Origin of the sequence: Pseudarthrobacter siccitolerans, from assembly GCF_030823375.1 — a bacterium.
Classification (GTDB): Bacteria; Actinomycetota; Actinomycetes; order Actinomycetales; family Micrococcaceae; genus Arthrobacter; species Arthrobacter siccitolerans_A.
On the sequence record NZ_JAUSXB010000001.1, the window covers coordinates 1,864,714 to 1,878,030 of the forward strand.

Consider the following 13,317-nt stretch of genomic DNA (forward strand, 5'->3'; position numbering starts at 1 on the left):
GCTTACGGTGCGTCCTGGAAGCGGAAGCCGAGCCCCGGCTGGTCCGTGAGTGTCACCCGGCTGTTGCTGAACCGGACCGGCGACGGGCCCGCCAGTATGCCCAGCTGCTCAAAGGACGCCTCCTCCACGTCCTCCACCAGGGTAGGCTCCGCGAGCGTCAGCGCCAGCTGGCCGGACAGCTCCGGGAGCAGGTGCGGCATCACCTTGATGCTGTTGGTCCGGGCAAGTTCAACGATCCGCCGGAACGGGGTGATGCCTCCCACCCGGATGATGTTCGGCTGGATGATGTCCACCGCTTCCGCCTCAATAAAATCGCGGAAGCGGTAGATGGTGTGGAGGTTTTCACCGAGGGCGATCGGCACCGGCGAGTGCTTGCGGAGCCTCCGGTAGGCCCAGAGATCGTCCGCCCTGATGGGTTCCTCGAGCCATTCCAGGCCGAAGCCGGCCAGGACATCGAGGGCGCGGAGCGTGGTGGGCAGGTCCCAGCGCTGGTTGGCGTCGATCATCAGTTTCCGGTCCGGCCCCAGGACGGAACGGACGGCGGCCACGCGTTCGGCGTCCTCGCGTATGTCCGGCTTGCCCACCTTGATCTTCACAGCCTGGTGCCCCGCCGCGATCCACCGTTCCGTCTGGGCGACCAGCTCTTCAAGGCTGTAGTGCAGGTTCACGCCGGAACCGTAAACCTCCGCGGACTCCTGCCGCTGGCCCACAAATCCGGTGACGGAGGTGCCGGCGCGTGAAGCCTGCAGGTCCCACAGCGCCAGGTCCACCCCGGCCATCGCAATGGTGGTCAGGCCCCCGCCGCCGGCCTCATGCAGCCGCTTCCACAGCGCGTCCCAGACCACCTCGGGATTGGCGGGCAACCCGGAGATGAACGGCGCAATGTCATAGTCCAGCAGCGCCTTAACCGCCTGGGGGCCAATGGTGGGCGTCCAGGAAAAACCGTGCCCCGCACCGCCGTCGTCCGTGTGGATCTCCGTGACGATCACATGGTTCTCCGGCGCCTCGACGCCCCAGCTGCGGCGCAGCGGAACGGTGATGAGCCGGGTGGAGAGGCCCGTGATGCGCGGCACTGTCCGGACCGCTTCGGCGGCAAGGGCGCCCATCAGCGGCCGGCCAGCTCGTAGCCCTTGGCGAGGATGGCCTTAAGCTGGACCAGCTGCTCCTCGCTAGGGTCTACCAGCGGCGGGCGCACGGAGCCAACGGGCAGGCCGCCCAGGCGCAGGCCAGCCTTGATCAGCGAAACGCCGAAACCGGGGGTCTGGTCGCGGAGCCGGACCAGTGGTGCGTAGAACCCTTCCAGCAGGGCGTTCCGGCGCTCCTCGTCACCGGCCATGTAGGCGTCGTAGTACGCCTTAGCGATTTCCGGGGCCATGGCGAATGCGGCCGAGGAATACAGGGGAATCCCCAGTCCGCGGTAGGCGCCCTGGGTCAGTTCAGCAGTCAGCAGGCCGTTGAAGAACGCGAAGTCCTCGCGTCCGGTGGCGCGGACTGCGGAGACGATTTCCTGGGCCAGGCCAACGTCGCCCAGCCCGTCCTTGAACCCAACCACCTTGGCGTTGGCAGCAAGCCGCGCGATCGAAGCAGCGGTGAACTTTGCGTTGCCGCGGTGGTAGACGATCACAGGCAGGCTGCTGGCGCCGGCCACCGCCTCGATGTAGGCCACCAGCCCTTCGGTGGGCCCGGTGACCAGGTACGGCGGGAGCACCAGGAGGGCGTCGGCACCAGCTTCTTCGGCCGCGCGGGCGGCGGCGAGGGCGTGGCCCAGGGGGCCGCCGGCACCGGCAACGACCGGCACCTTGCCGGCGACAACCTCGACGGCGGCCGTCACCACGGTGCGGACCTCCTCGATGCTGAGGGCGTGGAATTCGCCGGTGCCGCAGGCGGGGAAAACGCCGCCCGGCCCGAAGGGGAGCCGGGAGCTGATGTGCTCCTTGAGCAGCTCGACGTCAACGGCACCTTCGGCCGTGAACGGGGTGACGGGGAAGAACAGTACGCCGTCGAATTTCATGGTGTCTCCTGGGTTCCGCTGCCGGCAGCAACCAGCGCGGGGTTCTCGTCGTTGAGGGTGGGATGGGATTTCAGTTCAGTGCGCCAGCTGCGCGTGGGGTGCCAGCCCAGGAGTTCCTGGGCCTTGGCGATAGAGAAGGCCGGGCTGGTGCCGGTAAGGCCTGCGCTGAGGGCTTCGCTTCCGGGCAGGAATTTCGGCATCAGTTCAGCCAGGGGTGACGTGGCGAGGGCGTCAGCGGCGCCGACGAAGAAGGTTTCCCCATTGGGGATGGACGGCATCTTCTCCAGGAGCAGGTCCAGGAAGTCTGCCACGTCCCGGGCATCCACATAGTTGAACAGTGCGGGTGCGGACAGTGCGGGATCGGCCAGCCGTTCAGCGAGGGTGTGGCCCTGCTGGGTGGGCGCGCCTTCCCACTCCTCGGGGGAGATCACATAGCAGGGGCGGAAGGCCGCGTACCGGATCTTCTCCCCTTGCGCGGCAGCGAACGCCTGCACGGTCTGCTCCGCGATGAGTTTGGACAGCGCGTAGGCGTTCCACGGCTTTGGCGGGGTCCGCTCGTCCAGCGGGAACGACGGCGGCAGCCAGCCCGCGGGTGAGCCGTACCCCAGTACCGTGGGGCTGCTGGCCGTCACGATCTTTTGCACCCCTACTTCGGTCGCGGCGCTGACCACGGCGAAGGCGAGCCGAGTGTTCGTGGCGAAGATGACGTCCTCGGGCGCGCTGAACGGTACGGCGATCGCGGCAAGGTGGATGACGGCGTCGGGCGTGGTTTCCCGGAGGAGGCGCAGCGCCTCGCCGGGGGCCAGGAGGTCGGCGGTTTCCTGGACAACGCCGGCGGGCAGCTGGTCGGCCGGAACGGCGTCCCGGTCCACAGAAATCACGTGGTGGCCCTTTTCGGCGAGCCCGGCCACAACACTGCGGCCCAGGCGGCCGGAGCCGCCGGTGACAAAAATCCTGCTCATGTTATTCCTTCGGGTCCGGCGCTGCGGTCAGTTGCCGCGGCGGAGGTCGACGCCGAGGTCCAGGTCCTCGATGCGTACGGGCAGGGAGGTCTCGAGGGAGCGGTTGCCGGCGATGCCCACGGAGACCGAGCGCAGCCCGTCAAGGTAGCCGGAGGGGCGGCCCAGCGGGTCCTCGCCCGGTCCGTTGAAGAGGTCCGAGAGCAGGAGCTCGTCACCGCCGCCGTGGCCGCCTTCACCGTTGATGATGGGTACTTCGTAGGCTGCCTCCCAGTGGCGCTGGACCACCAGGCGTTCGCCGTTGCGGCGGATGGCGTCTTCTTCTTCGATGGGCGTTGCACTGGGGTCCACCACGGTCTTTTTGTCCGTGCTGCTGACCACAGCGGCGCGTTCCACCACCTCAAGCTCGGCGCGGCCTTCCGTGCCGTTGACGGCCACGCGGTAGCCCTCCCACGGGCTGTGGGCGTTCAGGGAGTAGCTCAGGCGCGGGCCGCCCTGGTACTCCACTACCAGCGCGAGGTTGTCCTCGATGGTGATGCCGCCGGTGAAGACGTCCTGGTCGCGGCGGTAGCCGTCGTAGTGCTCGTTGTCGAGGAAGAGAGCCTTGAGCCGCTCGTCTTCGCGCAGGTCCAGGGTGAACGGATCCTTCTCACCGGTGACCGGTGCATCGGCGTCGGGGGTACCGCGTTCCGGGCGGGGGCCCAGGCCGCGCTCGGCGGCGTTCTTGTCGCCGTAGAACTTGAGGCCGCCGGAGGCGAAGACGCGCTCGGGGACGTCGTCGATCCACCAATTGACCAGGTCGAAGTGGTGCGAAGCCTTGTGGATCAGCAGGCCGCCGGAGTTCTTCTTCTCGCGGTGCCAGCGGCGGAAGTAGTCCGCGCCGTGCACGGTGTCCAGGACCCAGCTGAAGTCGATGGACGTGACCTTGCCGATCACGCCGCTCTGGATGATTTCCTTGAGTGCACTGTTGCGCGGGGAGTAGCGGTAGTTGAAGGTGACCACCACGTTGCGGCCGGTCTCGTGCACGGCCTGGGTGATGCGGCGGCAGCCTTCAGCGTCGATGGTGAGGGGTTTTTCGACGACGACGTCCGCGCCCGCGCGGAGTCCCTCCACGATGTAATCGGCGTGGGTGTAGTCAGGCGTGGTGACGATGACGCGGTCAATGTTATTGGCCTGGATGAAGGCGGTGAGGTCTGCCGGATCGAATGAAGCGACCGGTCCGGGTGCGCCCAGTTCCTGGATGAGCTGCTGGTAGAACTCCACGCGTCCCGGGTTCACGTCCGAGAAGGCGACGAGTTCGGCGGTATCGGCGTGCCTGCCGAAGATGGCGCGGATGTACATCTCAGAGCGGCCGCCGGTGCCGATAAGGGCGATGCGGGCTTTGCCACCGTGTCCGGCTGCAGTACCAAGGGCTGTGGAGGTGTCCGCGGCAGCTGTTGCCGTCCCTGCAGTACTCGACTCGGCTGTGTTGACCATGAAGGGTCCCTTTCGAAAGGTATTACCTGGCCGCCCTGGCGGCCTCTGACGTATCGACATGCGGCGCTCCGACGCACCGGCCAAGAAAGCGTTTTCTCACTTCGTTATTAGATTTGTATCAACCCGAACGGCCATCCGTCAACCATTATCAGCACTGCGAGAAACCGTTTTCTACTCGGGGGCCCACCGCGGCCCGCCTGGAACGGCCAAAACTTGTGGGAAAACTTGGGAAAACGTTAGAAATCGCTTTCCCGCAGCGTTATATGCTGAGAATCAACACGCTGTCAGGAATAGGCGGCACGAACCTGCCTTCGGCAGCAGAACGTCCAGGGCAGCAGCACGCGCAGGGCTCGCGACCCGCAGCGCAAAGGAAAGGGACCACCATGGCCAGGAGATCGGCAACCGGCAGGATTGGCATTGCGGATGTTGCCGTCAAGGCAGGGGTTTCCCATGCCACCGTGTCCCGGGTCATGAACGGGAATTTCACCGTGGACCCGGATATCGCCGCCCGCGTCCGGGCGGCAGCGGCAGAACTGAAGTACCAGCCCAACCCCGTGGGCCGCAGCCTGGCCCTGGGCAAGACCGATACCATCGGCATCGTGGTGCCGGACCTCGCGAACCCCACGTTCCAGGCCATCCTCCGCGGCCTGAGCCGGGCTGCCGCCCAGGACGGCTACCGTGTCCTCATCGCTGATTCCTTCGAGGTGTCCAGCGAAGAAACCATCCTGGCTGGCGAGGCCCGCAGGCGCTGCGACGGCCTGGTTCTGTGCGCGCCCCGCATGACCGACGCCGAACTGGAGGAGATCGCGCCGTCACTGAGCCCGCTGGTGCTCATCAACCGGACCACGGCGGCAGCGGACGTTCCCAGCCTGGTGGTGGATTACGGGCAGGGCGTGCAGGACCTCGCCGAGCACCTTGTAAACCTGGGCCACACCCGCCTGGCATTCCTTGCCGGCCCGCCCCGCAGCGCCTCCAACGGCATGCGCCTCAAGGGCCTGGAAGCGTTCAAGGCTGCCCACCCGGAGGTGGACGTGCGGATGCTCGAAGGCGGTTCGGACTTCGATACCGGGCATGAGGCTGTGGACGCAGTGCTGGAAAGCGGCGCCACCGGCATCCTTGCCTTCAACGATCTGGTGGCCATGGGCCTGATGAGCGGGCTGCACGAGCGCGGGCTGGATGTTCCCGGCGACATCTCCGTCACCGGCTTCGATGACATCCCGTTCGCCAAGTACACTACCCCCGCCCTCACCACGGCTGCCGTGCCCATTACCGAACTGGGCGAGCAGGCCTGGCACCAGCTCCGCGCGCTGATCCGCAAGGAGGACAACGATGCTCCGGGCAGCCGCTACCAGCCGCGCCTCGAGGTCCGGGCCAGCAGCGGCCCTGCCAAGGCTCCGCGCTCAACAGTGCACGGCTAAAACCCTTCACTACATCTAAGGCCCGGCCGGCGGCTTCAGGAGCACGTCTATGACCTGGGTGAGCCCCTTCGCCACGTCCACCTCCTTGTTGTAGAGCCACTGCAACTGCAGCCCGTCGGAAACAGCAACCACCAGCCGTGCAAGATCCGCCGCCGGCAGGTCCGCGCGCGCCTCTCCAGCCTTCTGCCGGCGTGCTATGTCGGTGGCCAGAACGTCAACCACCTCGGCAAACCGCTCTTCAAAATACCGGTGTGAATCATGTCCGGGGTCATTCGCCGTAGCTGACGCCACTGCATACAAGGTGGTGAGGCCCGGTTCATGACGGTTGCGTTCGGCGGACCGGACCATCAGGGGAAGGCCCGCTTCTTCCGCGTTTGTCGATGCAAGGCTCCGGCGGTCCCTTTCAGCGAGAACGGCCGTCAACAGTTCCTGCTTGCCGCGGAAGTAGTGGAACAGGGTGGCTTCCTTCACCCCCACCAGTTCAGCCACTCGCTTCAGTGCGGTGCCCTCAAAGCCTTCTGTGGCGAAAACGTCGGTTGCCGTCTGGATGATCTGTTCGCGGCGTTCCGCTCCTTTTGCGTACTGGCCGCGTGGCTTTGATGAAGACATCAGGCCAGTGTATTTCACGGCTTTACGGCAAAATTTCGCGCTGTGCTCAAAATCTAGTCAGACTCGGTTTTTGCATGTAGCATCTTTTGCAGGACCCAACGGAGGGTCACTTTTTGTCAGGAGGCACCGTGGCCGTCAAGACCATCACCGGGGATTCCGCAGGGCTGCCAGCCCGTGGAACTTCATCCAGCAACACCGCTAAATCCGCTCCCGCCCTGGGAGCGCCCACCAGTACACCCCGCGCCTACGTCGTCGGCATGCCGATCGCCAGCGCCGGCCTGTGGATGGCTGTCCTGGCGCCGGCCCTGGTGGTGCTGGCCATCAAGGTTTCGGAGATCACCACTCCGGAAACCCGGGCCGGAGCCCTGAGCCTGGTGGCAGGTGTGGGCGCACTGATCGCCCTTTTGGCCAACCCCCTTTTCGGCCGCCTGAGCGACCGGACCACGTCCCGGTTCGGCATGCGCAAGCCCTGGATAGTCGGTGGCTCCATCGTCGGGATGGGCTCGCTGATCCTGCTCGGGTCAGCCACCGACGTTGCCGGCGTGCTGGTGGCCTGGGTCCTTGCCCAGCTCAGCTTCAACGCGGCCCTGGCAGCACTGGTGGCAACCCTCCCGGACCAAACAGCACCCGCTGAGCGCGGGCGCCTGTCCGGGCTGATCGGAATGACCCTGCCGGTTGGCCTGGTTGCCGCCGCCTATTTCGCCCAACTCTTCGACAACGCCTTCCAGATGGCCGTGGTCCCCGGCGCTGTTGGAACAGCAGTAGCCATCGCCTTCGCCTTCACCTTCAAGGACCGGGTCCTCACCGAGAAGCCGGCCCCGCTGAGCCTGAAGGAAATCGGCGGGTCCTTCTACTTCAACCCACGCACCTACCCGGGCCTGGGCTGGGCCTGGTTCACCAAATTCCTGGTGTACATCGGCTATTGCGCCGGCTTGCTCTACCTGCCCTACTTCTTCGCCGACCACCTCCGCGTCGCGGAGACCGAAGTGGCATCACTGGTCTTCCAGGCAACGTTGGTCAGCTCCCTGGGAACTGTGATTACCAGCCTCGCCGGCGGTTGGATCAGCGACAAGATCGGCAAGCGCAAAGGGATGGTTGTTGCCTCCGCCATCATCATGATGGCCGGCCTGATCGTCATTGCCACCAGCACCACCACTGACCAGGTCCTCGTGGGTCAGGCTATCGCCGGTCTCGGCCTGGGCTGCTTCGGAGCTGTGGACGTAGCCCTCATCGCCGATCTCCTGCCCGGCAGCCAGAGCGAGAACGCCAAAACGTTCGGCGTCTTCAACATCGCCCAGGCACTGCCGCAGTCCCTGGTCCCCGCGCTCGCATTCCCAGTCATCACGCTCGGCGGTTACCCCGCGCTCTTCATCGGCGGGGCGGTCGTCGGCATCATCGGCGCCGTCCTCGTCACCCGCATCAAAGGAGTCAAGTAAATGAACCCCGCCCTTGCCCCAGCCGTCACGGTTCCAGCCGCCGGTTCCCCGGATGCAGAAGCGCGCATCCGGGAACTCGCCGAAAACCTTCCCCTGGAACAGCAGATCCAGCTGCTGACCGGCGCGGACGTGTGGGCCACCCACGCCCTCCCCTCCATTGGCCTCTCCCGGGTTGTCCTGTCAGATGGTCCGTCGGGCGTACGGGGCGAAGACTTCGACGAGCGGCATGACTCAGTCTCCCTGCCGTCGTCGTCAGCGCTGTCGGCCACGTGGAGCGTGGAAACGGCACAACGCTACGGCCAGGTCCTGGGCCAGGAGGCGCGCCGCAAGGGCGTGCACGCGGTGCTGGGACCCACCATCAACCTTCACCGCTCCCCGCTGGGCGGCCGGCACTTCGAGTGCATGAGCGAAGACCCGCGCCTCACCGCCACCCTGGCGGCCGGCTACGTGGCCGGCGTGCAGTCCATGGGCGTCGGCGCCACGCCCAAGCACTACCTCGCCAACGAGGCGGAGACGGAGCGTTTCATGGCGGATTCGGTGGTGGACGAGCGTCCGCTGCGCGAGCTCTACCTGGCGGCCTTCGAGGACGCGATCACCGAGGCCCGTGCATGGCTGGTCATGAGCTCCTACAACTCCATCAACGGCACCACGGCCAGTGAGAACAAGCTTCTGAAGACGCCGCTGTCCACCGAATGGGGCTTTGACGGTGTGGTTGTCTCGGACTGGACCGGGGTCCGCTCCGTGGAAGCGGCGAACGCGAACCAGGACCTGGAGATGCCGGGGCCGGTAGGACACTGGGGCCCCAAGCTGCTGGCCGCCGTGAATGACGGCCGCGTCAGCCACTCTGCGATCCTCGAAAAAGTCATCCGCATCCTCCGCCTCGCGGCCCGTGTGGGCTCGCTGGAGGGCGTAGCTCCTGCAGTGACCGAACTTCCGGCAGCCCTCAACGCCACCGCCGTGGCGCGTGAAGTGGCCGTGCGCGGTGCGGTCCTGGTCCGCAACAGGGACGGACTCCTGCCCCTTGACCCGGCCGCGCTGCAAAGCGTCGCGGTCAGCGGGCACAACGCGGAGGAAGCCCGCACGCAGGGCGGCGGCAGCGCCACGGTCATGCCCAAATACACGGTCTCACCCCTCGAGGGCCTGCGTGAGGCGCTCCCGGACGTCAGCGTCAGCTACGCCCGTGGGGCCAAGGTGGCCGAAGGCCTGCAGGCCTTCCCGCGCACCTCGCTCCACAACCCTGTCACGAACGTGCCCGGGATGCGGGTGACCTTCCTGGCTGAAGACGGCTCGGAAATCTCGGGCGAGGACCGGCTCGCGTCGCACCTGATCTGGTTTGGCGTCGGCATCCCGGAGGGCGCGGCCGCCATCCGTATGGAGGCGGACTGGACTGCTCCGACGGCCGGCGTCCATCACCTGGGCGTCGGAACCGTGGGCCAGATCCAGCTCTCCCTGCAGGGCGGGGAGGTGTTCAACGGTGAGATTGAGGACGACACTGACGTGCTGGGCGCCGCCCTCTTCGACCCGCCCAAGACCGTCCACCGTGTGGAAACCGCAGCCGGCGAACCCGTCCGCATCGAGGCGGTCTACCAGCTGCCGAAGGAGCAGGTGATTCCTTTCACCGCCATCCTCCTGGGCGAGGAAACCGTGGTGGAGGACCCGCAGGCGGAAATCGACGCGGCCGTGGAAGCGGCAAAGGCTGCCGACGTGGCCATCGTGGTGGTGGGAACCAGCGCCGCCATCGAATCCGAGGGCTTCGACCGCCAGGACCTGGACCTCCCCGGGCTGCAGAACCAGCTGGTGGAGGCAGTCGCCGCGGTGAACAGGAGGACCGTGGTTGTGGTCAACTCCGGTTCACCGGTCCTCATGCCGTGGATCGACAAGGTGGGCGCCGTCCTGCTGGGTTGGTTCGGCGGCCAGGAATTCGGCCGGGCCATCGCCGACATCCTGCTGGGTGTGGAGGAACCGGGTGGCCGTTTGCCCACCTCCTGGCCCGCCGCGCTTAAGGACGTGCCGGTGCTGAACACCACCCCCGTCGACGGCAAGGTTGTGTACTCCGAGGGCATCCACGTGGGCTACCGGGCCTGGCTCAAGCAGCAGGCTGAAGGAGGCGCCGCCCCGGCCCTCCCGTTTGGCTTTGGGCTGGGTTACACCACCTTCGAACTGGGCGCACCGCACGCCCCGCAGTCGGTCCTGGCGGGCAACGACGTGGTGGTACATGTGCCGGTGCGCAACACGGGCAGCCGTGCCGGCCGTGAAGTGGTCCAGGTGTACCTGGAGCGGGCTGAGTCGTCAGTGGACCGTCCCGTCCAGTGGCTGGCGGGCTATGTGGGGACGCACCTGGCCCCCGGCGGCACCGAAAGCGTGGCGGTCCGGATTCCGGCCAGGTCCTTCGGGCATTACGACGGCGGCTGGCAGTTTGAGGCAGGGACGTTCCGGATCCTGGTGGGCCGCCATTCCGCCGATGACTTCCAGTCGGTGGAGATAGAGCTGCGCTAGCAGACTCCGTCACCGACGCAAACCCGACCTACGGCCGGGCTGGCTCCGTTCTATCGGCGGCAGCCCGGCTTCTCTGTAGTAGCCCTCGATGTGCGCTGCGACAAGCTTGGCCGCCCGTTCGCCGTCGTTATGCTGCACGGCGGCAAGGATGTCACGGTGCTCCCCCCGCAGCCGCGCCGCGGTGGAGTCCCAGTCCGGCAGGTTGGCCGTAAGCCGGGACGCGTAGCCGGTGATGGATTCGCGCAACGATCCCATCATGGCGCTGACCACCACGTTGCCGGCAGCGTCTGCGAGAGCCAGGTGGAAGCGGACGTCCAGCGCCAGGAACTCATCCACCTCCACCTCTTCGGCATCCATCTCAGCAAGGAGCCGGGCGGCGCCGGCCAGCTCAGGCGAATCCGGCCTGGCGTGGGACACCGCCCATGACTCCAGCAGCACGCGGGTTTCCACGATGTCCGCCACAGGAAGGTGCTGCGTGGCCACGTGCAGCCGCAGGGCTGAGCCGAGTGCCGCCGTCGGATCCGAGATGACAACCGTCCCGGCTTCGGGGCCGGACCCAACTCCGGCCCGCACCACGCCCATCGCCTCAAGGATCCTGACCGCCTCACGGACAGACGTGCGGGACACCTTCAGCTGCTCGGCGAGGGAACGTTCGGCGGGAAGCCGCCCGCCCACTGCCAGCCGCCCCTCCGAGAGCTCGGCCTCAATCCAGGCGAGGACAAGTTGATGGGTCTTCATGGAGCAATAGTAGTTGATGTGGTTGGACCACATGCCCTAGAGTGTGGTTAGACCACAGCTGGTCCCTGCACCCAGGACCTTGTCACCGGCCCAACGGAGGACGCCATGACCCACACTATCCAGCCCAACAACCCGGAAGCCACTCCGGCACCGGACGCCACGGATATCCCGGCGGCGCCCTCAGCCACGGCTCCCGACGCTGGCGGCGCCTCGTCCGCCGTGCCCGCGGCGCTGAAACGCCGCATCCCCAAGTACTCGGACCTGGCTCCCCTGATGCAGTTCAAGAAGCCCGGGTTCAGTAAAGAAGCCCGGCTCAAGCGGGCCAGCACCATCTGGGAGCTGCGGGACATCGCCAAGCGCCGCACCCCGCAGGCACCCTTCGACTACACCGATGGCGCAGCGGAAGAAGAAATCACCCTCCGCCGCGCCCGCCAGGCCTTCCTGGACATCGAATTCCGCCCCGGAATCCTGCGGAACGTCTCCGCTATCGACCTGAGCACCGAAATCCTGGGCAAGCCCTCCCGCCTCCCCGTGGGCATCGCCCCCACCGGCTTCACCCGGATGATGCAGTCCGAAGGTGAGTACGCCGGATCGCAGGCAGCTGAGGCAGCCGGCATCCCCTATACCCTCTCCACCATGGGCACCGCCTCCATCGAGGACGTCGCCGCCGCCGCACCCAATGGCCGCAACTGGTTCCAGCTGTACCTGTGGACGGACCGCGACCGCTCGCTGGAGCTGATTGAACGTGCCGCCAGGGCCGGCAACGATACGCTCATGGTCACCGTGGACACGGCAGTGGCGGGCGCCCGCCTCCGCGACGTCCGCAATGGGATGACCATCCCGCCGGCGCTGACCGTCAAGACGGTACTGGACGCGTCGTACCGCCCCGCCTGGTGGTTCAACTTCCTCACCCACGAACCGCTCACGTTCGCCTCGCTGTCCCGTTACACCGGCACTGTGGCGGACCTGATCAACTCCATGTTCGATCCCACGCTCACCTTCGAGGACCTGGACTGGCTGCGCGAAACCTGGAAGGGCAAGCTGGTGGTCAAGGGCATCCAGACCGTGGAGGACGCCCGCCGCGTGGTGGACCACGGCGCCGACGGTGTGGTCCTGTCCAACCACGGCGGCCGCCAGCTGGACCGTGCCCCCATCCCGTTCCACCTCCTCCCCGAGGTCAAGCAGGCGTTCACCACGGACAACACCAACGCCGCGATCATGCTCGACACCGGCATCATGAGCGGGGCCGATATCGTGGCTGCGCTGGCCCTCGGCGCCGACTTCACACTGATCGGCCGCGCCTACCTGTACGGCCTGATGGCCGGCGGGCGTGCCGGTGTGGACCGCGCCCTCCAGATCCTCGAAAAAGACATGGCGCGCACCATGGCGCTGCTGGGCGTCAGCAAGCTCTCCGAGCTCACCCCGGACCACGTCCGCCTGCTCAACAAGTAGGGCGGACCCCAACTGAGTAGCGCCAAGTGTCGTTTTGACGGGTCAGAACGACACTTGGCGCTACCTACTTGGGTTAACGGGCTATTTTTTGCGGCCGAACTTCGGCAGGTTGGGGAGGTTCGCCAGCAGGTCGGCTGCTTTGGTGGCCGCGCGGCCCACGGTCCGGCCGATCTGCTGGGGCACGCTGTCATCGCTGAGCGGCGCAGCTGTTCCGCCGGGAATAACGACGGCGGGACTCAGGTCTGCGCCATTGGGCGCCAGGACGCCGGCGGAGACAGCATCCGCTGCCACGGCATCGGCGATTGCGTGTTCCTTCGCCGGCGCTACCTGCAGCGCTTCCGCCAGGGATGGGGCCGGCGCCTCGTCCCGGCTCACGACGGCGGAGGCAGGGGCGGCAGGTGACGTCACCGCGGCGGCTGCCGAGCCGACGTCGAACGTTTCCAGCCAGCTGGCGATCCCCTCCAGCGGCTTGCGGTTCAGCGCGTAATAGCGCTTCTGGCCCTGCGCCCGCATGCTCACCAGCTGCGCTTCACGCAGGACTTTCAGGTGCTTGGAAATGGTGGGCTGGCTTGCCGCCAGTTCCTCCACGAGCTCCCCCACTGCCTTGTCTCCGGAGCGGAGGGAGGTCAGGATGTCCCGCCGGGTCGATTCCGCTATGACGGCAAATACGTCGTCTGTCACCATGCCTCCCACCCTAGCGACATATACGCCGAAAGGCATCA

The 13,317-nt window shown here is 66.7% G+C and carries 11 protein-coding genes; 4 read left to right on the top strand and 7 right to left on the bottom strand.

Features of this window, described 5'->3' with window-relative positions:
• Window positions 1-2: 2 nt before the first annotated feature.
• Genes QFZ36_RS08715 through QFZ36_RS08730 form a run of 4 tightly spaced genes read right to left on the bottom strand, consistent with a single transcriptional unit; the run spans window position 3 to window position 4,446 of the window.
• Window positions 3-1,106 carry a mandelate racemase/muconate lactonizing enzyme family protein gene (locus QFZ36_RS08715; RefSeq protein ID WP_306635580.1) on the bottom strand — a complete coding sequence of 368 codons (1,104 nt, stop codon included), beginning with the start codon at window positions 1,104-1,106 and terminating at the stop codon, window positions 3-5.
• The gene (locus QFZ36_RS08720; RefSeq protein WP_306635582.1) at window positions 1,106-2,011 is read right to left on the bottom strand and encodes a 5-dehydro-4-deoxyglucarate dehydratase; all 906 of its coding nucleotides are present in this window, start codon (window positions 2,009-2,011) and stop codon (window positions 1,106-1,108) included. The genes QFZ36_RS08715 and QFZ36_RS08720 overlap by 1 nt, the downstream gene beginning before the upstream one ends.
• The gene (locus tag QFZ36_RS08725) at window positions 2,008-2,973 is read right to left on the bottom strand and encodes an NAD-dependent epimerase/dehydratase family protein (protein ID WP_306635585.1); all 966 of its coding nucleotides are present in this window, start codon (window positions 2,971-2,973) and stop codon (window positions 2,008-2,010) included. The genes QFZ36_RS08720 and QFZ36_RS08725 overlap by 4 nt, the downstream gene beginning before the upstream one ends.
• A gap of 27 nt (window positions 2,974-3,000) precedes the next feature.
• Entirely contained in the window at window positions 3,001-4,446 is a 1,446-nt protein-coding gene (locus tag QFZ36_RS08730; protein WP_306635587.1) for a Gfo/Idh/MocA family oxidoreductase, read from the bottom strand.
• Window positions 4,447-4,829: 383 nt separating this feature from the next.
• Here QFZ36_RS08730 and QFZ36_RS08735 point away from each other — a divergent pair, with 383 nt between their 5' ends.
• Window positions 4,830-5,864, top strand: coding sequence for a LacI family DNA-binding transcriptional regulator (locus QFZ36_RS08735; RefSeq protein WP_306635589.1), 1,035 nt, complete (start codon window positions 4,830-4,832; stop codon window positions 5,862-5,864).
• 15 nt (window positions 5,865-5,879) lie between these two features.
• On the opposite strand, the gene QFZ36_RS08740 is transcribed toward QFZ36_RS08735, so the two are convergent.
• A complete protein-coding gene (locus QFZ36_RS08740; protein ID WP_306635591.1) occupies window positions 5,880-6,473 on the bottom strand; it encodes a TetR/AcrR family transcriptional regulator in 594 nt (197 codons plus the stop codon).
• 128 nt (window positions 6,474-6,601) lie between these two features.
• Here QFZ36_RS08740 and QFZ36_RS08745 point away from each other — a divergent pair, with 128 nt between their 5' ends.
• A complete protein-coding gene (locus QFZ36_RS08745; protein WP_306635593.1) occupies window positions 6,602-7,909 on the top strand; it encodes an MFS transporter in 1,308 nt (435 codons plus the stop codon).
• Window positions 7,910-10,405 carry a beta-glucosidase family protein gene (locus QFZ36_RS08750; protein ID WP_306635595.1) on the top strand — a complete coding sequence of 832 codons (2,496 nt, stop codon included), beginning with the start codon at window positions 7,910-7,912 and terminating at the stop codon, window positions 10,403-10,405. It begins immediately after the preceding gene.
• Between the two features lie 9 nt (window positions 10,406-10,414).
• On the opposite strand, the gene QFZ36_RS08755 is transcribed toward QFZ36_RS08750, so the two are convergent.
• Window positions 10,415-11,143 carry a FadR/GntR family transcriptional regulator gene (locus tag QFZ36_RS08755; protein ID WP_306635598.1) on the bottom strand — a complete coding sequence of 243 codons (729 nt, stop codon included), beginning with the start codon at window positions 11,141-11,143 and terminating at the stop codon, window positions 10,415-10,417.
• A gap of 105 nt (window positions 11,144-11,248) precedes the next feature.
• Here QFZ36_RS08755 and QFZ36_RS08760 point away from each other — a divergent pair, with 105 nt between their 5' ends.
• Window positions 11,249-12,595, top strand: a complete 1,347-nt coding sequence (locus QFZ36_RS08760; protein WP_306635600.1) for an alpha-hydroxy acid oxidase — start codon at window positions 11,249-11,251, stop codon at window positions 12,593-12,595.
• An 81-nt stretch (window positions 12,596-12,676) separates the two neighbouring features.
• On the opposite strand, the gene QFZ36_RS08765 is transcribed toward QFZ36_RS08760, so the two are convergent.
• Window positions 12,677-13,279 (bottom strand): ArsR/SmtB family transcription factor, encoded by a 603-nt coding sequence (locus QFZ36_RS08765; protein ID WP_306635602.1) that lies wholly within the window; start codon window positions 13,277-13,279, stop codon window positions 12,677-12,679.
• Window positions 13,280-13,317 lie beyond the last annotated feature (38 nt).